The sequence below is a fragment of the Streptosporangium album genome (assembly GCF_014203795.1).
Classification (GTDB): domain Bacteria; phylum Actinomycetota; class Actinomycetes; order Streptosporangiales; family Streptosporangiaceae; genus Streptosporangium; species Streptosporangium album.
In genome coordinates this window covers 2,539,159-2,564,769 of record NZ_JACHJU010000001.1, presented here as the reverse complement: position 1 = coordinate 2,564,769, position 25,611 = coordinate 2,539,159, and the positions used below count along the sequence as shown (strand labels likewise).

The 25,611-nt window shown below is 66.8% G+C and carries 25 protein-coding genes, 5 tRNA genes and 1 pseudogene; 23 read left to right on the top strand and 8 right to left on the bottom strand.

The window, feature by feature from the left end:
• Entirely contained in the window at nucleotides 1–1,545 is a 1,545-nt protein-coding gene (locus FHR32_RS12110; RefSeq protein WP_184754401.1) for an ABC transporter substrate-binding protein, read from the bottom strand.
• A 92-nt stretch (nucleotides 1,546–1,637) separates the two neighbouring features.
• Here FHR32_RS12110 and FHR32_RS12105 point away from each other — a divergent pair, with 92 nt between their 5' ends.
• The 16 genes and pseudogenes from FHR32_RS12105 to FHR32_RS12030 all read left to right on the top strand — a co-directional run bounded on the left by FHR32_RS12105 (nucleotide 1,638) and on the right by FHR32_RS12030 (nucleotide 15,101).
• On the top strand, nucleotides 1,638–2,522 hold the full coding sequence (locus FHR32_RS12105) for a MurR/RpiR family transcriptional regulator (protein ID WP_184754400.1): 885 nt from the start codon (nucleotides 1,638–1,640) through the stop codon (nucleotides 2,520–2,522).
• A 61-nt stretch (nucleotides 2,523–2,583) separates the two neighbouring features.
• Entirely contained in the window at nucleotides 2,584–3,030 is a 447-nt protein-coding gene (locus FHR32_RS12100; RefSeq protein WP_184754399.1) for a hypothetical protein, read from the top strand.
• 522 nt (nucleotides 3,031–3,552) lie between these two features.
• On the top strand, nucleotides 3,553–4,485 hold the full coding sequence (locus tag FHR32_RS12095) for a transporter substrate-binding domain-containing protein (RefSeq protein ID WP_184754398.1): 933 nt from the start codon (nucleotides 3,553–3,555) through the stop codon (nucleotides 4,483–4,485).
• 13 nt (nucleotides 4,486–4,498) lie between these two features.
• Nucleotides 4,499–5,401, top strand: coding sequence for an amino acid ABC transporter permease (locus tag FHR32_RS12090; protein ID WP_312882282.1), 903 nt, complete (start codon nucleotides 4,499–4,501; stop codon nucleotides 5,399–5,401).
• Nucleotides 5,402–5,412: 11 nt separating this feature from the next.
• Nucleotides 5,413–6,162, top strand: coding sequence for an amino acid ABC transporter ATP-binding protein (locus tag FHR32_RS12085; RefSeq protein ID WP_184754396.1), 750 nt, complete (start codon nucleotides 5,413–5,415; stop codon nucleotides 6,160–6,162).
• A 7-nt stretch (nucleotides 6,163–6,169) separates the two neighbouring features.
• The gene (locus FHR32_RS12080) at nucleotides 6,170–7,354 is read left to right on the top strand and encodes an aminotransferase class V-fold PLP-dependent enzyme (RefSeq protein ID WP_184754395.1); all 1,185 of its coding nucleotides are present in this window, start codon (nucleotides 6,170–6,172) and stop codon (nucleotides 7,352–7,354) included.
• Nucleotides 7,355–7,431: 77 nt separating this feature from the next.
• Entirely contained in the window at nucleotides 7,432–8,229 is a 798-nt protein-coding gene (locus FHR32_RS12075) for an IclR family transcriptional regulator (protein ID WP_184754394.1), read from the top strand.
• Nucleotides 8,226–9,422, top strand: a complete 1,197-nt coding sequence (locus FHR32_RS12070) for an amidohydrolase family protein (protein WP_184754393.1) — start codon at nucleotides 8,226–8,228, stop codon at nucleotides 9,420–9,422. The genes FHR32_RS12075 and FHR32_RS12070 overlap by 4 nt, the downstream gene beginning before the upstream one ends.
• 98 nt (nucleotides 9,423–9,520) lie before the next feature.
• Nucleotides 9,521–9,754, top strand: a complete 234-nt coding sequence (sepF, locus tag FHR32_RS12065; RefSeq protein ID WP_312882281.1) for a cell division protein SepF — start codon at nucleotides 9,521–9,523, stop codon at nucleotides 9,752–9,754.
• Between the two features lie 330 nt (nucleotides 9,755–10,084).
• Nucleotides 10,085–10,621 (top strand): AAA family ATPase, encoded by a 537-nt coding sequence (locus FHR32_RS12060; RefSeq protein WP_184754391.1) that lies wholly within the window; start codon nucleotides 10,085–10,087, stop codon nucleotides 10,619–10,621.
• A 582-nt stretch (nucleotides 10,622–11,203) separates the two neighbouring features.
• Complete coding sequence (locus FHR32_RS12055; protein WP_184754390.1) at nucleotides 11,204–11,602, top strand: hypothetical protein; 399 nt, start codon at nucleotides 11,204–11,206, stop codon at nucleotides 11,600–11,602.
• Between the two features lie 131 nt (nucleotides 11,603–11,733).
• Nucleotides 11,734–12,054: a P-loop nucleotide/nucleoside kinase family protein gene (locus FHR32_RS42930; RefSeq protein ID WP_221465371.1), complete on the top strand. Its 321-nt coding sequence runs from the start codon at nucleotides 11,734–11,736 to the stop codon at nucleotides 12,052–12,054.
• Between the two features lie 78 nt (nucleotides 12,055–12,132).
• Nucleotides 12,133–12,351 (top strand): annotated as a pseudogene (locus tag FHR32_RS12045) (tyrosine-type recombinase/integrase); the annotation flags it as partial.
• 1,040 nt (nucleotides 12,352–13,391) lie between these two features.
• Nucleotides 13,392–14,051, top strand: a complete 660-nt coding sequence (locus FHR32_RS12040; RefSeq protein WP_184754389.1) for a DUF1707 SHOCT-like domain-containing protein — start codon at nucleotides 13,392–13,394, stop codon at nucleotides 14,049–14,051.
• 15 nt (nucleotides 14,052–14,066) lie between these two features.
• Nucleotides 14,067–14,345 (top strand): TSUP family transporter, encoded by a 279-nt coding sequence (locus FHR32_RS12035; protein WP_312882651.1) that lies wholly within the window; start codon nucleotides 14,067–14,069, stop codon nucleotides 14,343–14,345.
• 147 nt (nucleotides 14,346–14,492) lie between these two features.
• Nucleotides 14,493–15,101: a site-specific integrase gene (locus FHR32_RS12030; protein WP_184754388.1), complete on the top strand. Its 609-nt coding sequence runs from the start codon at nucleotides 14,493–14,495 to the stop codon at nucleotides 15,099–15,101.
• A gap of 106 nt (nucleotides 15,102–15,207) precedes the next feature.
• On the opposite strand, the gene FHR32_RS12025 is transcribed toward FHR32_RS12030, so the two are convergent.
• Nucleotides 15,208–15,283 (bottom strand) — tRNA-Lys (locus FHR32_RS12025).
• Between the two features lie 116 nt (nucleotides 15,284–15,399).
• On the opposite strand from FHR32_RS12025, the gene FHR32_RS12020 reads away from it, so the two are divergent.
• Nucleotides 15,400–16,023 carry a 3'-5' exonuclease gene (locus FHR32_RS12020; protein ID WP_184754387.1) on the top strand — a complete coding sequence of 208 codons (624 nt, stop codon included), beginning with the start codon at nucleotides 15,400–15,402 and terminating at the stop codon, nucleotides 16,021–16,023.
• Between the two features lie 108 nt (nucleotides 16,024–16,131).
• Here the strand turns inward: FHR32_RS12020 and FHR32_RS12015 are convergent, their stop codons facing one another.
• Nucleotides 16,132–17,289 (bottom strand): acyl-CoA dehydrogenase family protein, encoded by a 1,158-nt coding sequence (locus FHR32_RS12015; RefSeq protein ID WP_184754386.1) that lies wholly within the window; start codon nucleotides 17,287–17,289, stop codon nucleotides 16,132–16,134.
• 121 nt (nucleotides 17,290–17,410) lie between these two features.
• Here FHR32_RS12015 and FHR32_RS12010 point away from each other — a divergent pair, with 121 nt between their 5' ends.
• Nucleotides 17,411–17,917 carry a PspC domain-containing protein gene (locus tag FHR32_RS12010; protein ID WP_184754385.1) on the top strand — a complete coding sequence of 169 codons (507 nt, stop codon included), beginning with the start codon at nucleotides 17,411–17,413 and terminating at the stop codon, nucleotides 17,915–17,917.
• Nucleotide 17,918: 1 nt separating this feature from the next.
• Here FHR32_RS12010 and FHR32_RS12005 read toward each other — a convergent pair whose 3' ends face one another.
• Together FHR32_RS12005 and FHR32_RS12000 are read right to left on the bottom strand one after the other, a co-directional pair.
• Nucleotides 17,919–19,214, bottom strand: coding sequence for an MFS transporter (locus FHR32_RS12005; RefSeq protein ID WP_184754384.1), 1,296 nt, complete (start codon nucleotides 19,212–19,214; stop codon nucleotides 17,919–17,921).
• A gap of 169 nt (nucleotides 19,215–19,383) precedes the next feature.
• Entirely contained in the window at nucleotides 19,384–19,734 is a 351-nt protein-coding gene (locus FHR32_RS12000) for a metallopeptidase family protein (protein ID WP_221465370.1), read from the bottom strand.
• A gap of 34 nt (nucleotides 19,735–19,768) precedes the next feature.
• Here FHR32_RS12000 and FHR32_RS11995 point away from each other — a divergent pair, with 34 nt between their 5' ends.
• From FHR32_RS11995 to FHR32_RS11980, 4 genes are all read left to right on the top strand, one after another.
• Complete coding sequence (locus tag FHR32_RS11995) at nucleotides 19,769–21,268, top strand: metallophosphoesterase family protein (RefSeq protein ID WP_184754382.1); 1,500 nt, start codon at nucleotides 19,769–19,771, stop codon at nucleotides 21,266–21,268.
• 92 nt (nucleotides 21,269–21,360) lie between these two features.
• A tRNA-Glu gene (locus FHR32_RS11990) sits at nucleotides 21,361–21,433 on the top strand.
• Nucleotides 21,434–21,539: 106 nt separating this feature from the next.
• Nucleotides 21,540–21,613: transfer RNA gene (locus tag FHR32_RS11985), tRNA-Asp, on the top strand.
• 28 nt (nucleotides 21,614–21,641) lie between these two features.
• A tRNA-Phe gene (locus tag FHR32_RS11980) sits at nucleotides 21,642–21,715 on the top strand.
• A gap of 107 nt (nucleotides 21,716–21,822) precedes the next feature.
• Here the strand turns inward: FHR32_RS11980 and FHR32_RS11975 are convergent.
• Both FHR32_RS11975 and FHR32_RS11970 read right to left on the bottom strand, forming a co-directional pair.
• On the bottom strand, nucleotides 21,823–22,227 hold the full coding sequence (locus FHR32_RS11975) for a type II toxin-antitoxin system VapC family toxin (protein ID WP_184754381.1): 405 nt from the start codon (nucleotides 22,225–22,227) through the stop codon (nucleotides 21,823–21,825).
• The gene (locus tag FHR32_RS11970) at nucleotides 22,220–22,501 is read right to left on the bottom strand and encodes a type II toxin-antitoxin system Phd/YefM family antitoxin (RefSeq protein WP_184754380.1); all 282 of its coding nucleotides are present in this window, start codon (nucleotides 22,499–22,501) and stop codon (nucleotides 22,220–22,222) included. Before FHR32_RS11970 ends, FHR32_RS11975 begins: the two co-directional genes overlap by 8 nt.
• Nucleotides 22,502–22,659: 158 nt before the next feature.
• On the opposite strand from FHR32_RS11970, the gene FHR32_RS11965 reads away from it, so the two are divergent.
• Nucleotides 22,660–22,727 (top strand) — tRNA-Ser (locus FHR32_RS11965).
• 645 nt (nucleotides 22,728–23,372) lie between these two features.
• Here FHR32_RS11965 and katG read toward each other — a convergent pair.
• Complete coding sequence (katG, locus tag FHR32_RS11960) at nucleotides 23,373–25,604, bottom strand: catalase/peroxidase HPI (RefSeq protein ID WP_184754379.1); 2,232 nt, start codon at nucleotides 25,602–25,604, stop codon at nucleotides 23,373–23,375.
• Between the last annotated feature and the right edge of the window lie 7 nt (nucleotides 25,605–25,611).

Sequence of the window (25,611 nt, the reverse complement as noted above, 5' to 3'; positions counted from 1 at the left end):
CTAGTTGAGGGTCGTCGTGCGCAGATACTGCAGGGAGCCGCTGGCCATCGGGACGAAGCCCTTCACCTGGGCCGTGGTCCCGGTGTAGGTGTAGCCGGTGAACAGCCAGATCCACGCCGCGTTGTTCTCGAGCTCCGCGCCGACCTTGCCGTAGATCTCCTTACGCGCGGCCTGGTCGGTCGTCGCCTTGCCCTCGGCGAAGAGCTTGTCGAGCTCGGGAGAGCTGTAGCCGGCGACCTTGTTGAGGTTGCCCTTGCTGGTGAAGTAGCGGCTGTACATACCGTCGGGGTCGGGACGGCCGCCGTTCAGCGCGACGGCCGCTTCGAAGTCGCCCGCGACCCACCGGTCGACGAACGCGCCCGACTCCAGCACTTCGAGGTCAAGAGTGATCTTGGCCTCGGCGAGCTGCGCCTTCAGGTTCTGGCCCTCGTTGACCGAGGTCGCGTACTCGCCCTGGGAGACGATGGCCTTGACGGTCACCCCGCCCGGCTTACCCGCCTTGCCGAGATACTCGGCCGCCTTGGCCAGGTCGCGTGTGGGGCACGGACGCTGCTGGGGATCCGACTTGAACGCCGGGGCGGTGATCGGTCCCGTCACCTCGCCCTCGCTGAGCGCCGCGGTGTCGAGCACCTGCTTGCGGTCGATCGCGCACTGGATGGCCAGGCGCACGTTGACGTCGCCGAGATCGCCGCGACGCGTGTTGAGCTGGAGGGCGTGGTAGTTGAGCTGCGGGGTCTTGGCGATGGTGATCGAGCCGCCCTGCGCGGTCTGCGCGACGAGCGGGTCGTTGAAGATCGCGAGCTGCACGTTGCCCGACTGCATCGCGGAGACGATGGACGACTCGTCGGGGATCACCCTGAACTCGACGCCGTCGAGCTTCGGCTTCTCGCTGCCCCAGTACGTGTCGTTTCTGGCCAGCGTGATCGACTGGCTCGCGACGCGCTTCTTCATGGCGAAGGGCCCGGTCCCGTTGGGGGCCGCGTTGAGCTTCTCCTCGGTGTCGTCGGAGGAGAGCATCGCCATGTTGACCGTGGCGAGATTGGCGGGCAGCGCGGCGTCGGGTCCGCTCAGCTTCAGCACCACGGTGTGAGCGTCAGGCGCGTCCACCGACTTCACCGAGGAGAGGGATGCCCTGGCCACGGCGGCCGTGGACTCTTCCATGATCTTGTTGAGCGAGGACGTGACGTCCTTGGAGTCGAAGGCGCTGCCGTCGCTGTAGGTGACGCCCTGCCGGAGGGTGAGGGTGAGGGTCCGGCCGTCCTTCGAGGTCTCCCACGATTCGGCCAGCCCGGGGACCACGTTGAGGTCCTTGTCGAACTCCGTGAGCGTGCCGTAGATGTTCTGCAGCACGTTGACCGCCTGGAACTGCGTGGCCTTCCAGGGGAAGAGCGTGTCCGGGTCGGAGGTGACTCCGACCACGAGGTTTCCACCGGCCTTGCCCGTCGCGCCGGTGGTGGTCGCGGGCCCGGAGGGTGATGAGCAGCTGGTGAGGGCGATGGACAGCGCTGCCGCGGTGCCGATCGCGGAGAATATGCCACGGGACATGTGGCCTCCTCGGGGCCGTAGGTCATAAAATTACGCAGACCATACCATCTACGTACTAATTTTCCTCATCAGGTCCAAACGAGTGGATAAAGATGGCTGAAGGCTCCCGCACCGTGCTGATACGCATACGAGCGGCCATGCCCACCCTGCGGCCGTCGGAGAGACGCATCGCGGAACTGGTCATCGACGACCCGGCGGGCGCCGCCAACCTCTCGATCGCCGAGCTCGCGGCCCGCTGCGAAACCTCGACCACCTCCGTGGTCCGCTTCTACCAGCGCATGGGCTACGCCCACTTCAAGGACTTCAGGATCGACCTGGCCAGAGAGGTGGCGCGGGAGGAGCTCACGAAGTCGAATCTCCCCGAGGTGTCCGGCGACATCGACCGCCACGACAGCCTGGAAGAGATCGTGTCCAAGGTGGCGATGAACGAGACGCTCTCCATCGCGGACACGGCACGCGCGCTGGACACGGAGGCCCTCGGCCGGGCCGTGGAGCTGGTGCTGTCGGCCCGCCGTATCGACAGCTTCGGAGTGGGCGCGAGCGCCCTCGTCGGGCTCGACTTCCAGCAGAAGCTGTCACGCATCGGCCGTACCGCGATCAACTGGCACGACTCGCACTCGGCCTGGACCTCCGCGGCCACACTCGACGACACATGCGTGGCCGTCGCCGTCTCGCACACGGGCGCGACCGTCGACACGGTCGAGTTCCTGGCGATCGCCCGCAAGTCCGGCGCCGCGACGGTCGCCATCACGAACTTCCGCGAGTCGCCGCTCGCGGCCACGGCCGACGTGACCCTCACGACGGCGGCGCGGGAGACCCAGTTCCGCTCGGGCGCGCTCGGCAGTCGCATCGCCCAGCTCATGGTCGTCGACTGCCTGTTCACGGGCGTGGCCCAGGCCTCCTACGACGAGTCGATGGCGGCGCTGCGCGACACCTACGCGGTCGTGCACGACCGCATCGTCCACAAGCGGGCCTGAAGAGGTCACGTCAGACGACTGCTCATGGGCACCGGTAACCTTGTCCGTCATGGTCACGTCGATGGTGAACGGACGATTGCCCGGACTGCTCGCGGCGGTCGCGCTGACCGTTGCCGCCTGCGGCGGCGCCGACGAGACGGCCTCCGCGTCGCCCCCGGCCGCTCCCCCCGCGTCGAGCCGGCCGTCCACGCAGGCCCCGGCGCCCCAGACGGAGACCCGCGAGGTCACCCTGGAGGTGAACGGCAAGGGCAAGGTCTTCCAGCCGATCGTCTACGCCGCCGACACCGACGGCACCGAGTCCGACGTCACCCTCCCGTGGAAGAAGACCGTGACGATCGAGCTGACCGAGGCCGAGCAGAAGGTCGGCTATCTGGTCTCCGTCATCCCCGGCGCGGTCCGCGACGCCAAGGGCATGCTCAGACCGGCCAGGTGCCGCATCCTCGTCGACGGCAAGGAGGTCGCCACCAATGACGCCGGCGAGAACATGTGCAAGCACACCCTGAAGTGAGACACCCCCGCCCTGCTCCGCGAGTGCCGGAGGCCAGGCCGGCCGGCTCCGCTTGTGAACGTGCGGAGCCGGGGGCCGGGTCGTCAGGGCCACTGTTGTCCGGCCGTCCGGGGGACGGGTAAACCGTACGGTGACCAGGCCTTTTTCAGGGTCTGCTGGGATCGTCCCGTGAAACTGGGGGAAAATCCCAGCAGCAGGCGCGACCTGGTGGTTCCTCAGACACCTTCCGGCGCCGGTGTCAGAGCTTGGAGTTGACGCGCATGCCGCCGGACTCCTGGAGCGTGCCGGCCAGGGTCTTGGCGGAGATGGTGTGGGTGCCTCCCGTCGGCCCCCACGGGCTCCCAGTGCTCTCGCCGAGTGCGACGGCCCGGTAGCGCCGCAGGTCGGAAACGCCTCGGCGGAGACGTAGCGGCTTCTCAGTCCTTGGTCATCCCTTGACCGTGCCGGATCGGCTCCATTAGCGTCTCTTTCCGCGATACGTTGTCTCTCCTGGAGAGACTGTCTTGAGGGATGTGAACGCCCGTGAAAAGGGTTCAGGTCGTAGCGGCGACGTTGGTGTCCGCGGTCACGCTCGTCAGCTGTTCGACGCCCACCGACGCCCCTCAAGGCGATCAGGCGAAGACCGGCGGAGCGGACGTCGGACAGGCCGACGCCTTCACGCAGATCCAGCCGGACCCGGAGGTCGAAGCCCTGCTTCCCGCCGGGATGAAGGAGTCGAAGAAGATCACAATCGTCGTCACCGCGGGCGCCCCGCCGACGTCCTTCATCTCGCCGGACGGAAAGACGAGCATGGGACTGAACGCCGACATCGGGCGCGCGCTCGCCAGGACCATGGGGGTCGAGCCCACGCTCGTGTCCATCCCGCTCGACGGCATCATCCCCGGACTGCAGTCGAAGAAGTACGACATGGCACTGGCGTCCATGTCGCCGAGCCCGGAACGGCTCCAGGTCCTCGACATGGTGGCCTTCACCAAGGGCGGCTCTGCGGTCGCCGTTCCCACGGGCAACCCGAAGGGCCTCAGCTCCAAGGCGCTCTGCGGTCTCCAGGTGGGCGTCGCCGTCGGGTCCTTCCAGGCCACGACCCGGCTGCCGAAGCTCAGCGAGGAGACGTGCACGAGCAAGGGCAAACCGGCCATCAAGGCCGTGGAACTGCCGGACCAGAGCCAGGTGCTGCTGGCCATGTCGAGCGGCCGCGTCGACGCGGCCATGGCCGACGGCCCGGTGCTGGGTTATGCGCAGAAGACACAGAACACCAAGTTCGAGGTGCTGCAGGACGAGTCCAGCCTGACCTCGACCGGCGGGATGGCCGTCGTCAAGGGTTCCGAGCTGACACCGCTGCTCGTCAAGGCGATGGAGGTCCTCCACGGGCTCCCCGAGTACCAGAAGATCTATGAGAAGTGGGGGATGGCCGGCTACGCGCTCCCGGCCGACGAGCTGGGCCGGCTCAAGGGCTGAGGTGACCGAGCCCGTGAGCACCACCGCGGGGTCCCGTCAGCGGACCCGTCGCAATCCCAGGAAAAGTCCGTGGCGGTACGTCGCCATCGCCGTGATCCTCTTCCTGATACTGTCGCTGGCCGACGTGGCGTTGACCAACCCCAACTTCGGCTGGCCGGTCGTGGGGCGGTATCTCCTCAGCGCCGTCATCCTCAAAGGGCTCCTGCTGACGCTGGAACTGACCGCGGTCGTCATGGTCGTCGGGTCCGTGCTGGGAGTCATCCTGGCGATCATGCGGACGTCCGCGAACGAGTTCGTGGCCCGGGGCGCGTGGGCCTACATCTGGTTCTTCCGCGGCACGCCCCTGCTGATCCAGGTCATCTTCTGGTTCAACATCGCGGCCCTCTTCCCGCAGATCGAGCTGGCCGTGCCGTTCGGCCCGACGCTGGTGGGCTTCGACGCCAACGCCCTCGTCACGCCGTGGACCGCCGCGGTGCTGGCGCTGTCGCTGAACGAAGGCGCGTACATGGCCGAGATCGTGCGCGGTGGCCTGCTGGGGGTCGACCGCGGTCAGTACGAGGCGGCTCAGGCACTCGGCATGCGGCCGAACAAGGTCTTCCGGATCATCATGCCGCAGGCCGTACGCACCATCATCCCGCCGACCGCCAACCAGTTGGTGACCACGTTCAAGAACACCGCGCTGGTCAGCGTCATCGGCCTGGCCGATCTCCTGCACAGCGCCCAGGTCGTCTACGCGCTGAACTACCAGACGATCCCGCTGCTCATCGTCGCCGCCTTCTGGTACCTCCTCCTGACCTCACTTCTCAGCTACTTCCAGGCGCTCCTGGAACGCAGGTATTCGAAGGGCTACGCGCCGAGGTCGCGCCCGGAGGTCAGGACCGAGACGAGCGACGCCGTCGCGCCGAAGGAGGTCTAGTGGAGACTCCGATGATCGTCCTGAGTGGGATACACAAGCGGTTCGACTCCGTACACGTCCTCAAGGGAGTCGACTACTCGGTGTCCAAGGGCTCGGTCAGCTGCCTCATCGGCCCGTCGGGCTCGGGGAAGTCCACCCTGCTCCGCTGCATCAACGGGCTGCAGCCCGCGGACGAGGGCGAGGTCTGGGTCGACGGCGAGCTGATCGGCCTGCGGATCGACGGAGACCACGTGATCCCGCTGCCGGAGAAGGAGATCGCCGACCAGCGACGCCAGATCGGCATGGTCTTCCAGCGCTTCAACCTCTTCCCGCACATGACCGCGTTGGAGAACGTCATGTCCGGGCCGCTCCGCGTCAACCGCTCCCAGAAGGCGCAGACCCGCGACCTGGCCATGCAACTGCTGGACCGGGTGGGCCTGACCGAGCGCAGCGACCACTACCCCAACGAGCTGTCGGGCGGGCAGCAGCAACGCGTCGCCATCGCCCGGGCCCTGGCGATGAAGCCCAAGGTCATGCTCTTCGACGAGCCGACATCGGCACTGGACCCCGAACTCGTGAACGAGGTGCTGTCGGTCATGCGCGACCTCGCCGCCGAGGGGATGACGATGATCGTCGTCACGCATGAGATGGGCTTCGCCCGTGACGTCGGTGATCACGTGTGCTTCATGGATGACGGCGTCATCGTCGAGGAAGGCCATCCGGACACCGTGCTCGCCAATCCGCAGACGGCGCGGGCGCGAGACTTCCTGAAGCGAGGCTGACGAAACAGTGAACAACGGCATCGACGTCGTGCGTGTGCGCGATGAGACCCCGGGTTGCCAGAGCCTGGTCCATCTGAACAACGCCGGCTGCGCCCTGCCCCCCGCGGCCGTCGTCGACACGACGATGGACTACCTGCGGAACGAGGCGTCGCGGGGTGGGTACGAGACCCAGAGAGACCGAGCCGAACAGATCGCGGCGACCTACACCTCGCTCGCCTCCCTGATCGGTGCCAGGCCGTCAGAGATCGCGTTGGCCGACAACGCGACGCGCGCCTGGGACATGGTGTTCTACGGCATGCGGCTCGCTCCGGGGGACCGGATCCTCACCTGCCGGTCGGAGTACGGAAGCAACGCCATCGCCTATCTGCAGCAGGCGAAGCGCCTCGGCGTCGACGTCAGCGTCATCGACGACGATCCCAGCGGGCAGGTCGACCTCGACCTGCTCGAGAAGAAGCTTGACGACGGCCGCGTCAAGCTCGTGTCGATGACGCACATCCCGACCCAGGGCGGTCTGATCAATCCGGCGGCGGAGGTCGGCGCGCTGGCCGAGGCCGCCGGGGTGCCCTTCCTGCTGGACGCCTGCCAGTCCGTGGGGCAGCTGGACCTGGACGTCACCGAACTCAGGTGCGACGTGCTGACCGGCACCGGCCGCAAGTACCTGCGGGGGCCGCGCGGAACGGGCTTCCTGTACGTGCGCGAGAACGCCATGGACACGTTCGAGCCGGCCGTACTGGACAACGGTTCCGCGGTGTGGACGTCACCCACCGAGTATGAGATGAGCCCTGACGCCCGCCGCTACGAGACGTGGGAGAAGAACTTCGCGGCGGTCGTCGGCCTGGGAGCGGCCGTGGACTACGCCCTGGACCTGGGGATGGACGCGATCGAGGCCCGCATCCTCGCGCTGGGAGACCTGCTGCGCCGGACGCTCACCGGCATCAAGGGGGTGCGGATCCACGACCTCGGCCGGAGCCGGTGCGGGATCGTGTCGTTCACCGTCGAAGGTTTCGCGCCCGATGACGTGAAGCGCGTTCTCGCCGGCAACGGGGTCAATGTGAGCGTCTCCAAGTCCACGTCCTCGCAGTGGGACCTGCCTTCGCGGGGGCTGGCCAGTGTCGTCCGGGCATCGGCGCACTACTACAACACGGAGTCGGAGATCGAGCACGTCGGCTCGCTCGTAGGCGGGCTCCGATGAACGAGCCCGGGAGCCCATGGCAGTGATCGAGAATGGACGCGATGATCCTCGGAGTTGACCCGCGGTTGGAGGAAGACATGACAGAGGGACCCGTCAAGCCCGCATCGTTGCAGGGCGTGGACCGGGTGCTGACCGTGCTGGAGGCCTTCGTGGGGCAGGCCGAGTGGCGCGTCTCCGATCTGGCCAAGCACCTGGGCATGCACAAGGCGGTGACTCACCGGATCGTCCGATCCCTTGAGGTACGCCAGTTCCTGGAGCAGGCCGAAGCACGCGGTTCCTACTCCCTGGGCCCGGCCGCGGTGGCGCTCGGCCGGGCGGCCGGGCGGCGGGCACCGCGGACGGCCGCCCGGCGGCACCTGATCCGCCTGGCCGAGCAGACGGGCGAGGTCGTGCTCTTCTACACGCTCCGAGGCCACCGCTACGTCTGTGTCGAGCGACTGGACATCAACGCGGAGACCGCGGTCACCGTGGAGATCGGTGACACCATCGGCCTGAACGCCGGGGCGGGGAAGACCCTGCTGGCGTTCCAGGACGAGCGCTTCCTCCAAGAGGTTCTCGCCGCGCCGCTGCCGCGCTACACCGACCGGACGCCGACCGACCCGGAGGTCATCCGCGACCTGCTCGCCAGGATCAGAACCGAGGGAGTCTGGGTCAGCAACGGGGAGATCACACCGCACACCGTCGGAGTGTCGGCTCCGGTCTGGGACACCGAGGGCTCGGTGAGGTACTGCGTCTGCGTGACGATGCGGGACCGGGCGGTGGACGAGCGGCGGCTGGCCAGTGTCTCCGCCGCGGTCCAGGACACCGCCACGGCCGTGTCACAGAGCTTGGGATACCGCGAAGGCGGCATCGATGGGGAGCGGGAGACCACATGATGATCGCGTTCAGGGCGGCCACCGTGATCACGGACGTGCTCGCCGGCAGTGCCGTCGACGACGCGACCGTCCTCGTCGAGGACGACCGGATCTCCTGGGTCGGGCCGGCCGCCGGCGCGCCGCCCCACGAGCAGGCGGCGGTCGTGGACCTCGGGGGGCGCGTCCTGTTCCCCGGGCTGATGGACGCGCACGTGCACCTGGCCTTCGACGCGGGAGCCGATCCGGTGGCGAGCATGCTCGCCAGGGACGAGCAGGCGCAGCTGGACGGGATGCGGCTCTCGGCGCGGCAGCTGGTGGAGAGCGGAGTGACCTTCGCCAGGGATCTCGGCGCGCCGCGCGGACTCTCCGCGCGGATCCGCGACGAGATCCGGAACGGGACGACGCCGGGCCCGCGCCTGATGGTCGCCGGCCGGCCCCTGACCCGGCCGAACGGGCACTGCTGGTTCATGGGCAACGAGATCGACGGGCCCGAACAGGCCCGAGCCGCCGTGCGGGAGGAGATCGAGGCCGGGGCGGATCTCGTCAAGGTCATGGTGACCGGCGGGCGGATGACCCCGGGCACGGATCCATTGCGGTTCGAGGTGTCCGAGGCGGCCCTGGCGGCGATCGTCGACGAGGCACACCGGCTTGGGGCCACCGTCGCCGCGCACGCCCTGTCGACGGTGGGCGTCCGGGCGGCGGCCGCCGCGGGGGTCGACTCGGTCGAGCACGCGACGTTCATCTCGCCGGAGGGCGGAGACGGCTATGACGCGGCCGTGGTCCGCGACCTGGTGAGCGCCGGGACCGGGGTCTGCCCGACGCTGGGGCTCGCCGGCGCGCACGCCCATCCCATCTCCCTCGACGTCAGGGGCGGCTGGGTCACCCGGCTCCACGCCGCAGGGGTGCCGATCCTCGCCGGGACCGACTCGGGCATCCCCCGGCACCCGCACGTCGGCGGGGTCGTCGACGGGCTGCACGGCCTCGTCGCCTCGGGCCTGTCCGTACGGCAGGCGCTGGCAGCGGCCACGGAGGCCGGGATGCGAGCAGCGGGACTGACGGAGGCGGGTGCGATCAGACCCGGCTACCTGGCCGATCTGATCGCGGTCGACGCCGACCCGCGTTCCGGCGTCGACGCGCTGCTGGATCCCCCGCTCGTCGTCGCAGGCGGTCGTATCGTCAAGGACACCGTCGGCCGCGCCGGCGCCGTGCGATGACACCGGCGTCAGCGGCGGGCGGGTGTCGCATCATCAATACGGAAGACGGCTTGACGGCCGTCGTGGGAGGTGGAGAGTGATGCAATGATCAACACGCTGTGTCCCCGGGACTGCAACGAGGCACTCTACGTGGGGCATTTCTTCCGTACGGGCACCCCGTGGTGATGGACCTCACCAAGCTGCCGGACAGCGAGGCCAAGCAGTTCGTGGACTTCGCCGCCGGCCTGGTGTTCGGCAGGGGCGGGGACATGGACCGGCTGTCGCCCAAGGTCTTCCTGCTGATGCCCCGCGGAATGACCGGGCGGTCATCGGCGGCTGACGAGGCGCAGTAGACGGGTGATCCTCGGCTCTTCCGTCCCGTCGATCAAGCCGGTCGAGATGGTTCCGTGCATGTTCCGGCTCTTCGTGAGGCGCGGTTCCGTCACCGGTAGGGAGCGAGATGATCGGTTGATCCGATCAGGGCGGTTCCGCCGTGAGCTGCGTGGGCTTCAACGCCGAATCCGAACTCGCCTGGGATATCCGGGATGACGTTTGGACGTCCGTAGAGTTCCGCCGCCGTTCGCCCTCGTGGCCGTAGTCGTGGCCGTACGGTCAAGCCTCTGGGCGGCTGGTTGAGGTCGATTCATATGTGCGATCACATCTGCGCGTATACACTCAGCTTCATGATCATCTGGCTGAACGGGACTTTCGGCGCAGGTAAGACGACCACTACCAGAGAGCTTCTCAAGCTGATTCCAGAAGCACGGCTTTTCGATCCCGAAAAGGTCGGCTTCATGTTGCGGCATGTCACGGACCTGCCGCAGGTCGGCAATTTCCAAGATTGGCGGCCATGGCGCGGCCTGGTCGTGGAGACGGCTTCGCAATTGCTCGATTATGTCGGTGGTGCTCTCGTCGTCCCGCAAACGGTCCTTGACGAGCAGTACTGGGCGGAGATCCATGCCGGGCTCGAAAAGGCCTCCATCCCCGTCCATCACTTCGTGCTCCATACCGACCAGGACACGCTCATCCATCGGATCGAGACGGACACGATCGAGTCTGGAGCCCGGCAGTGGCGGCTTGACCATATTCCGGACTATCACGCGGCTCTGCCCTGGTTGCGCCGCGAAGCGGAGGTCGTCGACACGACTGAGACCTCGCCGGAACAGGTCGCCCACGTCATCGCAGCCAGCGTCGGCGCGAGGACTACGGGCGTCGAGTAGCTCTGGGGCCCCAGCTGCAGGCCTTTAGACGAGGAATAGCAGCAGGAAGCGTCCCCTGGAAGCGTGGAGACTCCATCACGCGGTGACGGCTCTCTGCAGCCTCGCTCCGGTGGCCGCTCGCACGGCCGTGAGGTCTGTCGTGGTGCGGCCGGCGTTCCGGCCCGCTCAGCATCCGAGAGTCGGGCCTCACCTCGACGATCGACGCTGCGAGAGACACGATCGCGACCGGAGAGACGGGACCGCGGGAGAACGGCACCTCTCCATGCCAAGCAGCGGGGACCAGCGGTGCCCATCCGCATACACAGGCGCTTTGCGCCGGCAGGGCCGTAAATGACAGCCGGAATTTACGTAACCTTGACGCATGCCTAACGGTTATGTATAACGTACATGCAGGTGATCGACTGCGGCCGCCCGGAGATCATGGAACTCGACGACCTCTGCCACGGGTCTGGCCCGCCCGGTCGTCTCGTTGTCATGGCTACACCGAGGAGGCATCCGTATATCGATGCCTCCTGGGCAGCAGGTTTGAGCGGCTGCAGAAGATTTGGCCCTACTAGACGATTACTAGTCAGGAGAATTTCTGTGCGCAAATTCAAGCAGGGAGCCGCGCTCACACTCGCCACTGCGGCCGCGATAGCCGGAACCTTCGCCACCAGCAGCCCGGCGATGGCGGCATCATCGCCGATCGCGGCGTGTGGCGGCGGCTCCTACCATGTGATCGACCAGCACGATCTGGGCAAGGCCACCGTCTACCTGCTGTACAACGGCAGCACCAACTGCGTGGTCACCTGGAAGGACAGTCCGAACAGCACCCGCGTCAACGCCGTGATCAGGCGCGAACGCGGAGCATATGTCACCGACCCCGGTAACTTCTCGACTTACGCCGGCCCGGTGAAGATCTCCGCCGCAGGGAAGTGCATCCAGTGGGGCGGCGATTACGGCAGCGCGCAGTACACTTCGCCTCTTGAGCACTGCGGCTGATCAGAGCCCCCGGCCCGCGCGAATCCGTCCGGGTCCGGTCTCCTGCGGGTAGCCCGGCCCGGGCGGGGACCGGCTGGATCCGACGGACGGATACGGTCCCCGCGGATCGGCGCGCTTCAGAGATCTTCACGTTGAGCATGGTGTTCGATCTCGATGGTGAGTTCCCCCAGCTCGATGTGGAGGCGCTGGCCTCCGAGGTTCTCGCGCTCGGGCAGATGGTCATCGTCGATGCGGTGAATGATGCAGAAGAAGCGCGAGAGCAGTGGCGCGGCCTCGCCGTCGAATCAGTGGCCGCCGAAATCAGGCGGCGCCGCGGCACGCGGATGTATGTCACGTGGGAGCCGGGAGAGGGCGGGCCCGAGGGCTTCTACCGGAAGCTCGGGTTCCAGCTCACAGGTGAAAAGAGTGGGGGCCAGACGGTCGGGGCGCTGGATCTGACGCACCCCTCGTAACGGCGAGCACTGGGGCCACAGTCAGTAATACGCCAGACCGTTCGAGCAGCCTCGACTTGGTAACGCTGCACCGCATACGCCTTCACCCCCGACCAGGTCGCCTCACCGCTGGCGCGCAGGCCGTACGACCTGCGACACGCGGCGGTCTCCCTCTGGCTCAACGCCGGAGTCCACGCGCCAGAGGTGGCAGAGCGGGCGGGGCACGGGGTGGACGTGCTGCTCAAGGTCTATGCCAAGTGCATCGACGGGCAGCACGAGGTGGCGAACAAGCGGATCTTGGAAGCGCTCACGACGTGACATCCCTGACAACAGAACAGACAGGACCTCGGGTAGCCCTCGGGGTCCTTCGTCGTGTCGGCTCCCACACCCTCGGAATCGTCCCGGAAGCTTCCGAAACTCCTGCGGCGACCTGGGCAAACGCGCGTGATCCCATTCCGCGTATATTCCGGGACCACTGGCAGGCGGCTGCATCTGACAGCATCCGGCTGCATAGGCGGAGAAAGATCGCCAGGAACGTAGGCCCAGGTCAGGGCCTACGTTCCTGCTCGCGAGTGGTAGGGCGCCTGGGACTCGAACCCAGAACCTACGGATTAAAAGAAGTCGGTTCGATCGAGGCCTGAGGCTCTGGCCTGCGGGCGCGGTGTCCGTGGGCGTTCGCTGAGTTCTGGCGTCGTTCGTTCTCTTGGCTGTATTTATGGCTGTACAGCCAAGGCTTCCAAATCGTGTTAGCAGCTCTGATCTTGCCCGTCCCGATCAGTTCCATCTGAACTAACTGGAGTTGGCCCGGTTTGGTGAACTCCTTCTTTGAGGAACCAGGGTTCCCCAGAAATCAGGTGTCCACCAAACCGGGCCAACTCCACATCCGGCAGTCCCTCCATCAGATCAGGATCGAAGAAGCTCCTGACCTCGTTCCACAGCAGATCCGGCATCTTGCCATGCTGTCCGTCGAAGGAAGCTGGCGCATCTCATTACGACAGCTCGTCCGCAAGGGGGCTCAGGTAAGAACCTGATCAACCGTCCGCCGTCGAACCGCGTATCCGAGCATCCCAGGGTCCCTGTGCGTTCGCGCTGAACAAGCCATGATCGACTCGTCGCGCAACATCCGCGCAATGATCATGGAACTCGCGGCGGGGAGACATGGTTACGCCACAGGTGAGAGGCCATATCTCAGCAGGAACGGTCACGTCCTGTAAAACCATCGGCTACGAGAAGCGCCTGGCGGATCTCCCGGGAATCCTTAGGCCCCGCCGGGATCCATGTCGCGATATAGCGTTAGTCTTCTACTCGCGCCGTTGCCTGCGTCGCGCGGAGAGGTTCGACAGGACCAGGATGGAAGCATGTCGGGAGAGATTTCGCCCACCGGAAAGCGCTCCGGATCCGGCTCGTCGCCCGAACTGCGAGCCTCTCATGCGGACCGGGACCGGGTGGTGGATGTGCTGCGTATCGCGGCGGGGGACGGCCTGCTGACCGCGGACGAGTTGGACGAGCGCCTGGAAGCTGCCCTGTCGGCGCGGACTCTGAGCGAACTGACCGCGCTCACCGCTGACCTGCCGCCCGTATCGGCTACGGTCGGCGCGACTGGAGCAGAGGTCAAGGACATAGTTCGGATCGAACAGGTCCACAGCGGCGCGGTCAAGCGCGTGGGGCGCTGGGTGGTGCCGCGGAGACTGGAGCTCGCGGTGACGTACTGCGGGGTGACGCTTGACTTCACTGACGCAGTGATCACGCACGACACCTTGCGGATCGACGTGGGCATGACGGGGAAGACCCTGACGCTGGTCACGAGGCCAGGCATCGTGGTCGATACTGATGGTCTGCAGCTGGTACACAGCAGGGTCAAGTACCGTCAGACTCCAACGAATCCTGACACGCCGGTCACTCTGCGAGTGGAGCTGGTCGGTCAGAAGGTCCACGGCCGCGTGGTGGTGCGGCCCCCGCGTCGGACGTTCGGGCAGTGGCTGCTGCGCAGGCCCACGCCCCTTTCTACAGACGATTGACTCCATCGTTGTGAACTGTCGGCAGGGCGGTCGCTGAGGTCTCCTACGCTGGCCCTGCCCGGTCCGGCGCAAGCCGTCGCCGGGGTCGCGGCCGGGTTCGGCATCGGCGTGGTGGCCGCGATCATGGGCATCGCCAGCGGCGAACTGCTGATCCCCACGATCGTGCTGTTCTACTCCGTCGACATCAAGACCGCCGGCAGCCTGTCTCTGCTCGTCTCCCTGCCCACCATGCTGGTCGCCTTCGCCCGCTACAGCCGCGACGGCAGCTTCGCCGTCCTGGGCGCCAACCTCTAGGCTGCGCGGCGCATCCCCGGCCCGCGCGGGGTTCTTGATCGGGAAATCGCGGCGGCTCATGCCGCCTCTGTTACCGAACGTGCCGAGACCTGTTCGTAGGAGATCGGCGCGAGCATGCCATCGGCCGAGTGCAGGGAGGAGGCCAAAGTGCTCACGATCGAGGAGACCAAGCGGCTGCTCGCCGTGATCAAAGACGATCGGCTCGAAGCCTTCTGGATCTGCGCGTTGACGCTTGGCCTGCGGTGTGGGGAACTGCTCGGGCTCCGCTGGGAGGACATCGATTTCGCCAACGGACTGCTCGCCGTACGGCAGACGCTCCAGCGGGCGGACGGCTCCCTTCAATTCGTCGACCCCAAGACGGACCGGTCTCGCCGAGTCGTCCCCGCGTCGGAACCGACCTTGGCGGCGCTCCGCAAGCACAAGCGGGCTCAGGCGGCCGAACAGCTCGCCGCGGGCAAGCGGTGGCAGAACCTCGGGCTCGTCTTCCCCTCCACGATCGGAACGCCCATCGAACCGGGCAACCTCAGCACCCGGTGGCGGGCCACCCGGAAGAGAGCGGGGCTCGACTGGCTGAGGCTTCATGATCTCCGCCATGCCTGCGCCTCGTTCCTGCTCGCCTCCGGGGCCTCACCTCGGACCGTGATGAAGACGTTAGGTCACAGTCAGATCGGGCTGACCATGAACACGTACACGCACGTGCTCCCGGACATCGAACGAGCGGCCGTCGATGCGGTCGCCAAGAAGCTGTTCGGATGATCAGAGAACGCACGAATGGCCGGACTCCTGGTGGGGTCCGGCCTCTTGGCTGTCAAAGGTGGCTGTCATCGCCCTTTCGGGCAAGGTCGATGACCACCGTTTTTGCTGGTAGGGCGCCTGGGACTCGAACCCAGAACCTACGGATTAAAAGTCCGCAGCTCTAACCATTGAGCTAACGCCCCGCTGAAGACAGCGTACCGAGGATAGTGTCCACTAACGCCCGTTGCCAGGCCTGCGGGCGATCACCTGTTTGCCCGATGACAGTCAGGGCGGGAGCCGGCTCTCATACAGTGGCCATATGACGAGCTCGGGATTCGAGCCCGCGGGCGGTGCCCGTGTGGCCGCGCGGCAGGGGTATGTCGTGGTCGACGTGGAGACCACGGGCTTCTCACCTGCCAAGGGGGACCAGATCTGTGAGATCGCGCTCGTCTCCCTGGACGCCGACGGTTCGACCGTCGACGAGTGGCACTCGCTGATCAACCCCCGCCGGGCCACCGGGGCGGTGCATGTCCACGGCATCACCCAGGAGATGGTCGCGGGCGCGCCGGTGATCGAGGAGGTGCTGGACGAGGTGTGGCAGCGCATCGCCGGGCGGGTCCTGGTAGCCCACAACATCTCCTTCGACCTGCGTTTCCTCAAAGTCCTCCCGGGCAGCCACTGGCTGACCGAGACCTTGTGCACACAGCGGCTCGCGCCCGACTTCGTCCCCGGCGGGAAGTGGACCCTCGGCGCCTGCTGCGAGCGTGCTGGCATCTCGCTCTCGAACGCCCATGCCGCGCTGCCCGACGCCCACGCCACCGCCGATCTGCTCCGCTTCTACCTGAGCCGCGGCCTCTCCTGGCAGAGCGAGCTCGACAGAGCGGCCCAGGCCCCCGACTGGCGTCCCAGCGGCCTGCCGCAGAGGCAGGCCCGGCAGCGGTAGGCCCGGAAGCCACGGGCGAGGCGTCCGCATCTGGTGGACGCCTCGCCCGAGATCCGTCTCGGCGGAAAGCCCTGTCCGGTGCAGGGCCGGCGCCATGTGAGGACGGTGTCAGTGGAAGGCGTCCAGGCCGGTGAGCGCCCTGCCCAGGGTGAGGACATGGATTTCCTCGGTGCCCTCGTACGTCAGGACACTCTCCAGGTTGTTCATGTGCCGGATCACTGGATACTCCAGCGTGATGCCGTTACCGCCGAGGATCGAGCGCGCCTGGCGGGCGATGTCCAGAGCGGCGCGGACGTTGGCGAGCTTGCCGAAACTGACCTGCTGAGGGGTGAGGGCGCCGGCGTCCTTCAGACGGCCCAGGTGAAGCGCGGTGAGCTGAGACTGGCCCACGCCCACATACATCCAGGCGAGCTTCTCCTGGGTGAGCTGGAAGCCTCCGATGGGCCTGTCGAACTGCACGCGTGTCTTGGAGTAGTCGACGGCCGACTCCAGGCAGGCGCGAGCCGCGCCCACGACGCCCCACAGGATGCCGTAACGGGCCTCGGACAGGCACGACAGCGGACCTTTCAGACCACGGACCCCGGGCAGTACGGCTGACGCGGGAAGACGGACGTTGTCGAAGTACAGAGACGAGGTCACCGAAGCCCGCAGGGACAACTTCTTGTGGATCTCCGGCGCTGAGAAGCCGGGCGTGTCGGAGGGGACCACGAAGCCGCGGATGCCGTCCTCGGTCTGGGCCCAGACCACCGCGACGTCGGCGATGGAGCCGTTGGTGATCCACATTTTGGCGCCGTTGAGGATCCAGTCGCCGGAGGAGTCCTGTTTGGCGTTGGTGCGCATATTGGCGGGGTCGGAGCCGTGGTCGGGCTCGGTGAGACCGAAGCAGCCGATGGCCTCCCCCGCGGCCATTCGGGGCAGCCACTCCTCCTTCTGCTCGGCGGAGCCGTACTTCCAGATCGGGAACATGGCCAGTGAGCCCTGTACGGAGACGAACGACCGCAGGCCCGAATCCCCCGCCTCCAGCTCCCGGCAGGCGACGCCGTAGGAGACGGCGTCCAGCCCCGCGCAGCCGTACCCCTCAAGGTGCATGCCCAGCACGCCGAGTGAGCCGAGGACCGGGGCGAGTTCACGGGCGGGGAAGACGGCCTCCTCGAACCAGTCGCCCACGTGGGGAAGGACTCTGTCTGTCACGCACTTCTTCACGGTGTCGCGGATGAGACGTTGTTCCTCGGAGAGTCCGTCGTCGATGCGCAGAAGGTCGTCCATGGGATGTTCCTCTCTCGTCGGCCCCTGTCAGGGTATTGCCGGTGTTCCGGGGAGGGATGTCAGGGTGCTGCCAGGGAGAATCCCGATGTAATCGAGGCTCCTCAGCGGGCAGTCTTAAGGCATGAACGAAAACGACTTCTCGGGTGTCAAGCAGCTCCGCAGGACCAGGGACGGGCGCATCATTGCGGGGGTGGCCTCCGGTCTCGGACGCTACACCGGAATCGACCCCAACATCATCCGTGTGGCCCTCGCCATCGCCAGCTTCTTCGGTGGCCTCGGGGTGGGGATCTACGCGATCGGCTGGCTGCTCCTGCCCGACGAGGGCAAGAACAGTTCGATCGTCCAGGACCTGGTCGACAAGAACAAGGACAACCCGGTCTGGCAGGACGCGAGGTCCAAGGCCGAGCAGGGCTGGGCCAAGGCCGAACAGAGCTGGAGCAAGGCCACCCACCAGGACCGGGCCCCGCAGTATCCGACCCATCAGGACCCCGCGCAGCCGTACCCCGCCTACCAGAACCCGGAACCGCAGTATCCGACCCATCAGGACCCCGCGCAGCCGTACCCCGCGACCCCGGCCCCGCAGAACACGGCGCCCCAACACGACGGTGATTCGAAGCCCCAGGCGTGACTCAGGCAGTCACCTCAGCGCGGACCTTCTCGATGATCTCCTTGCAGGACCCGATCCAGATCATGGCCAGCGCGGCCGCGACGCACAGTCCCGCCGCGCCGGCCAGTGCCACCACATGTGCGGGGCCGATCTCGTCGGCGACGGCCCCGCCGATGAGGATGCCGATGCCCTGAGAGGCCAGCAGGCCCGACTGCACGAGCCCGAAGGCCAGGCCCCGCCGCTCTGGGGGCACACACTGCACGAACGCGGCATTCGCCGCGAGCTGGTAGGCGCCACCGATGCCCGAGACGAACCACAGGGCGAGCACCACGGTGAGCGGCGGTTCCATCGCGCACAGGATCAGCGGCGCACAGGTCAGCATCGCCATCGCGCCCATCGCGCGGAGCCGTTTTGACGGCGTGACGTACCGGCTGAACAGGAACGCGCCGATGACCGTTCCGGTCGGCATCGCCCCCATCAGCAGACCGGCGACGAACGAGATCTGCTGCGGGTCGTCGGTCAGAGTTGCGGCGTAGGGGGTGGCGATCCCCTCGGGAAGCACGTAGAACCCGCACAGCCAGGCGAACAGCACCAGCGTACGCAGCCGTGGATCGCCGAAGACGAGTCTGGCTCCGGCCCGGGTCATGGCCCACATGGAGGGCCGATCGCCGCCGGCGCCGAGAGGAGCGGGGCGCCGCCGTACTCCCGAGACCAGGATGAGCGCGGAGGCGAGGAACGTGGAGGCGTCCAGTGCCAGCGCGCGGTATGGTCCCATCGCCATGATCAAGGCGCCGCCGAGGGCGAAGCCCAGCATCTGTGCACCCTGGTTGGTCATGTTCTGCAGGGCTGAGCCCGCGACATAGCGGTCGCCTTCGAGGAGCTCGGGGAGCAGCGCGGCCCTGGCGGCCGAGAACGGGGCGCTGAGCAGCACCACCCAGAAGACCAGCACGCACAGCACGGTGAACGAGGTGCCGGGGATGGCCATGAGCGCGACCAGACCGGCCCGGATCAGGTCACATACGATCATGATGTACCGCCGGGCGTAGCGGTCCGCGAGACCCGCGAGCAGCGGGCCGCCGATGATCGGCGGCAGATAGGTCAACGCGTAGACCGACGCGGTGGCCAGTGGCGATTCCGTCCGTTCGAACACGAGCACGGAGAGCGCCACCCGCGAGAGCTGATCGCCGAGGAGGGAGAGTGCCTGGCCGATCCAGAGCGCGCGAAACTCCCTGATGGCGATGACCTCGCCATAAGTGGCTTGGCGTTCGGTCGGGCGGCGGTGCCGCCCGGGTAGCCGGCCGGACCTGGTGGCCGCCATAGGACTCCGCTGGGCTCGCAGGAGCATTGACTGTCGGTGTTCGATGCGTAACCTACGGTGCCCGTAGAATTGCCGGCGCGCAACTGAAAGCAATCAAACTCATGCAAGCTGTAATTTTAAATCAGTAAATATCGGGCATCCGAAAGGCCGGTATGTAATGCGGCTTTGACTACCAGCCGAGAGCGTGCAGCTTGTCGTCGTCGATGCCGAAATGGTGGGCGATCTCGTGGACAACCGTTATCCGCACCTCTTGCACCACCTCATCTTCGGTTTCGCATATCGAACAGATCGGGTTGCGGTAGATCTCGATCCGGTCGGGTAACACTCCTGCGTACCAGTCACCCCGCTCGGTAAGTGGGATCCCGGTGTAAAGCCCCAGCAGGTTCGGCTCCGGTGGGTCGTCCACCACCACCACGACCACGTTGTCCATGACTCTCGTCAGCTTGGGAGGGATCGTGTCCAGTGCGTCGGCCACGAGCTCTTCGAACTTCTCTCTCGAGACCTCGATCACACCTGTCATTGTGCCCCGTGTTTTCGGGTAAGGGGAAAGCCGCATGGACATCACGCCCTGGACCCAGAGGCTCCGTCGCTTCGCGACGGGGCGCGCCGTACGTGCACTGACAGTCGTGATCGTCGCCGCGGGCGGAGCCTGGCTGGGCATCGCCCTCGGCGGTGCGGTGCACGCCAACGTCGGCCCCGTGGAGGTCGGCATGTCTGCCGAGCCCTCCTGGTCGGGGGAGACCGTCGTGGACGCCCACCCGCTGGGCACGCTCCTGTTCGACACGCACAACGCCCCGATCGGCCTGCGCATCACCCTTGAGAACATCAACACCGCCCGGGCCGGTGTGCTGCTGGAGGACCCCCGCTTCTCCGACCAGCTCCCCGCGCTGCTGGAGAAGGAGCTGCGCGAAGGGGTCAGAACGCTGGTCCTGCGCGCCGCTCTCTGCGGTCTGGCCGGGGCTCTCCTCACCTCGCTGATCGTCTTCCGCCGTCCCGGACCTGCCCTGGCGGGCCTGCTGAGCGCCACGGTCATGATCGCCGGTACGGGCGCGGCCGCCCTCCTGACCTTCCGGCCCAACGCGGTGGTGGAGCCGAAATACACCGGTCTGCTGGCCGGGGCGCCGTCCCTGGTGGGTGACGCCGAGTCGATCGTGACCAGGTTCGAGTCCTACCGGGCCCAGCTCGCCAAGCTGGTCAACAACGTCTCCCAGCTCTACGACGCGGTCTCGGCCCTGCCGGTCTACGACTCCGATCCCGAGTCGATCCGGGTGCTTCACGTCTCCGACATCCATCTCAGCCCCATAGCGTGGAACCTCATGCACTCGGTAACCAAGCAGTTCAAGGTCGACGCGATCGTGGACACCGGCGACCTGACCGACCACGGGACCGGACCCGAGGACAGGTTCGTCGAGGAGATCGGCAGCTTTGACGTGCCGTACGTCTTCGTCAGGGGCAACCACGACTCCAAGGCCACCCAGCGAGCCGTGGACAAGCAGAAGAACGCGGTCGTCCTCGACGACTCCGTCAAGTCGGTGGCGGGGCTACGCATCTACGGACTGGGCGACCCCCGGTTCACCCCCGACAAGACCGTGGACGTCGACTCCGACCCCGCATCCCTCACGGCTCTGGGACGCGCCCACGCAATGCGGCTCGGTCAGGCGTTCAAGCCGGTCGACCTGGTGGCGGTGCATGATCCGTCGATCGCCAGGGAGTTCTCCGGCACGGCGCCGATGATCCTCTCGGGCCACACCCACGCGCGATCCACCGAACTGCTCCCCTCGGGGACCCGTCTCCTCGTCCAGGGCTCCACCGGCGGCGCCGGCCTGCGTGCCCTGGAACACGACGAACCCACCCCCGTCGCGGCCTCGGTTCTGTACTTCGACCGGAAGACGCATCGCCTCCGGGCCTGGGACGACATCACTTTGGGAGGCCTCGGCGAGCAGTCGGTTCAGATCGAACGTCACGTTGAGACCGACCCTGGCCGTACAATTTCTCCTGGGCCGACAAGTGTCCCGTCTCCGACGGGTTCGCTCAGCGGCACCACGTCGCCTTAAGCCGGGAAGCCGCTTTGGCATCGGGGCAAAAGTCCCCTATGCTTCAGAGGTCTCCAGCGGAAGACGGCAACGGAACGGAATGTGAATTCCGAGCCCCCATCGTCTAGTGGCCTAGGACACCGCCCTTTCAAGGCGGCGACACGGGTTCGAATCCCGTTGGGGGCACGGTCGAGCGAAGGCTCGCCAGGGAAACGGCAGGTCGCGGACCTCCGAAGAACTGGTAACCTAGCAAGGCAAGAAGGACGGAAGTGAAAACTTCCGACCAAAGCAAGGTCCTGTAGAGCAGTTGGAGTGCTCGCCACCCTGTCAAGGTGGAGGTCGCGGGTTCAAGTCCCGTCAGGACCGCTCTGGTAGGTGTTCGATCCACCACCGAGGTCAGGTAGCTCAGTTGGTACGAGCGTCCGCCTGAAAAGCGGAAGGTCGGCGGTTCGACCCCGCCCCTGACCACAGCAGCTGAGCAGCACAAACGCCCCGAGCCGATCACGGCCGGGGCGTTCTTCGTTGTGCTTGACGACGATGGCGATTCCAGGCCCTTGGTGCGCTCTGCGGAATCGTCACACGGACACTACGGTCACGATGCCTTCGAGCCCCTTAAAGTCGGCGTCGTTGCGCGTGTAGAGCGGCAGGCCTCGAGTGGATGCCACCGCTGCGATCATCAGATCCATTCTGCGAGGGCGTGGGTCGCGATCGGCGGCGATCGTGAGGGCCACCAGGGTCCCGTAGCGGGTGGCAGCGTCGCCGTCGAAGGGCAGCGGTTCGAAGTCGGTGACAGCTGCCCCTAGTTTCTCCATGCGTGCGGCTCTGGTTCCAGCGCTTTTGGCCATGGCGACGCCTTGGTGGAGTTCAGCGAGGGTGATCGCGGTAATCTCCGGGATGGTCGGCAACCGCGCTGGGTCGATCAGATCCAGATCGATGTAAGTGCAGGTGTCGAGCACCCCGGACTCGTCACGGTCAGGCATGGTTGCGCTCCCAGGGATCGTTGCCGTCGCCGACGCGATCTTCCGTGCCGAAGAACTCGTCGGCTTCCTGACGCATGTGCTCATAGTCCACACGCGGTAGCCGGCGATGGCGGGCGACCAGTTCCTCCGCGGTCAGGCGCCGTCTGCGGGCCAGGGGCCGCAATTCGGCGACCTCGATGCCATTGCGGGTGATGTGGTAGACCTCGCCCGCCTCCACCGCGTCCATGACGGCTGCGGAGTTGTTGCGGAACTCGCGCTGGGTAATCGTCTTCATGCATTCAATGTAGCCTTCCGTGTCTCGACGTGCTACATCATTACGAACGGCCTATTCGCCGGTGAATCCGATGTCGTCGACGGCAACGCTGACGGCAACGTCCACCGACCACAGCCGTACATGAGGCGCCGCCGGCATCCTTCTACTCCCAGGCCGCAGTGGGTGAGCAGGGCGATCGTCACGCCTGGAAAGCGGAAGGTCGGCGGTTCGACCCCGCCCCTGACCACACTCCTTGAACTGCAGAAACGCCCCGGAGCCTTGTTGTTCCGGGGCGCTTTTCGTTGCCCTTGACGGCAACGTCCTCGGCCACTGGACGGCTCGTTTGCCGACGGCAGCATGGGGGTGTGAGCCGGACGGACAGGACGATGCCACTTCGCTTGCAGGAGTAGGACGGCCGGTGCTTCAGACATGATGTGGGCGGCAGCTACTCGGGTATCGGTGAGGACGCCGACATCGCGGAGCGTAAGGCCTGGCAACGGGTGCGGCTGACGCTGCTGCGTGGTGAGGAACCGGAGCCGACCAGGCATCGCCATTGCGAGAAGTGGCTCTCCTAATGCCGCGTCAGGCGACGTTTGCCCTGTTGTGACGTGACGTGCCGTCCGGATGGTGGGCTTGGGGGCGGCGCGTCACGGTCCGGCTGTCTTGGTGGCAGAACGAGTACGCGTACGCGAGATCGATGACGAAGAGGCGCAGTGGCCGCTGCGGATCATCCGCAGAGGCCCTGGGTCGGTGGTGACCTGGCGGCGGCCGAAGAGGTTCACCTTTGCTCGGCCGCGACTCTCTCGACGTCGCGCTGGAGGCGGACTGTGTCGAGATCCTTCGGGCTGATGACGTCCAGGTCGGCCGGCGCGGGCCGACCTGGACGTCATGATCAGACGAGGTCGAACCGGTCGAGGTTCATCACCTTGTCCCACGCCGCGACGAAGTCGTTCACGAACTTCTCCTTCGCGTCATCGCTCGCGTAGACCTCCGCGAGCGCGCGCAGCTCGGAGTTCGACCCGAAGACGAGGTCGGCACGGCTGCCGGTCCACTTGACCTCGCCCGTGGCGGCGTCGCGACCCTCGAACGTGTTCGCGTCCTCGGACGTCGTCTTCCACGTCGTGCCCAGGTCGAGCAGGTTGACGAAGAAGTCGTTGGTCAGAGACCCAGGAGTCGCGGTGAAGACGCCGAGCGGCGACTGCTGGGAGTTCGCGCCCAGGACTCGGAGGCCACCGACGAGGACCGTCATCTCGGGGGCGCTCAGGGCCAGCAGGTTCGCCCGGTCGATCAGCAGGTACTCAGCCGGCAGCCGGTTGCCCTTCCCGAGGTAGTTGCGGAACCCGTCGGCGGTCGGCTCGAGCGCGGCGAACGACTCCACGTCGGTCTGCTCCTGCGACGCGTCCACGCGGCCCGGCGTGAAGGGTACCTCGACGTCGAAGCCGGCGTCCTTGGCGGCCTGCTCGACGGCCGCACCACCAGCGAGCACGATCAGGTCGGCGAGCGAGACCTGCTTGCCGCCGGTCTGGGCGGCGTTGAAGGCCTCCTGGATCCCCTCCAGGGCGCGCAGCACCGTCGACAGCTGGTCGGGATCGTTGACCTCCCACCCGCTCTGCGGCTCGAGGCGGATGCGCGCACCGTTGGCGCCGCCGCGCTTGTCGCTGCCACGGAAGGACGAGGCCGACGCCCACGCGGTGGACACGAACTGGGACACCGACAGGCCCGAGGCGAGGACCTGGCCCTTGAGGGAGGCGATGTCCGCAGCGTCGACGGTCTCGTGCGTCACCGCGGGGAGGGGGTCCTGCCACAGCAGCGTCTCGGTCGGGACCTCCGGGCCGAGGTAGCGCACAACCGGACCCATGTCGCGGTGGGTCAGCTTGAACCACGCCCGGGCGAAGACGTCCGCGAACTCGGCGGGATTCTCGAGCCAGCGTCGCGTGATCTGCTCGTAAACCGGGTCCACGCGGAGCGCGAGGTCGGTCGTCAGCATCGTCGGGGCGTGGCTCTTCGACGGGTCGTGGGCGTCGGGGACGGTACCGGCCCCGGCGCCGTCCTTCGGCTTCCACTGGTGCGCGCCGGCGGGGCTCTTGGACAGCTCCCACTCGTAGCCGTAAAGGATCTCGAGGAAGCTGTTGTCCCACGTCACCGGGGTGTTCGTCCACGCACCCTCGAGACCGCTGGTGATCGTGTCGCCGCCCTTACCGGTGCCGTAGGTGTTCTTCCAGCCGAGGCCCTGGTCCTCGAGCGGGGCGGCCTCGGGGTCGGCGCCGACGTGGTCCGCCGGGCCGGCACCGTGGGTCTTGCCGAAGGTGTGACCGCCCGCGATCAGGGCGGCCGTCTCCTCGTCGTTCATCGCCATCCGGCGGAACGTCTCACGGATGTCGCGGGCCGCGGCGAGCGGGTCCGGGTTGCCGTTCGGGCCCTCCGGGTTGACGTAGATGAGGCCCATCTGGACCGCGCCGAGGGGGTTCTCGAGCTCTCGGTCGCCGGTGTAGCGCTGGTCGTCGAGCCAGGTGGACTCGGGACCCCAGTAGACGTCCTCCTCTGGCTCCCAGACGTCCTCACGACCGCCGGCGAAGCCGAAGGTCTTGAAGCCCATCGACTCCAGGGCGACATTGCCGGTGAGGATCATGAGGTCGGCCCACGAGAGCTGCTGGCCGTACTTCTTCTTGACCGGCCACAGCAGGCGGCGCGCCTTGTCGAGGTTCCCGTTGTCCGGCCAGCTGTTGAGGGGGGCGAAGCGCTGCTGGCCGGCCCCGGCGCCACCGCGACCGTCGCTGATCCGATAGGTGCCCGCGCTGTGCCACGCCATCCGGATCATGAACGGGCCGTAGTGGCCGTAGTCGGCCGGCCACCAGTCCTGCGAGCTCGTCAGCACCTCCGCGATGTCCCGCTTCACGGCCGCGAGGTCGAGGTTATTGAACGCCTTGGCGTAGTCGAACTCCTCGCCGAGCGGATTGGCCACGGCGGGGTTCTTGGCGAGGATCTTCAGATTGAGCCGCTCCGGCCACCACTGGCGGTTTCCGCCGCTCTGAGTCGGGTGCGGGGCGCGCTCGTGCGCGACCGGGCAGCCACCTCCGCTCTCCGTCTTCGCGTCTGTGGCGATTGCATCATGGTTCTCGGACATGGAAATC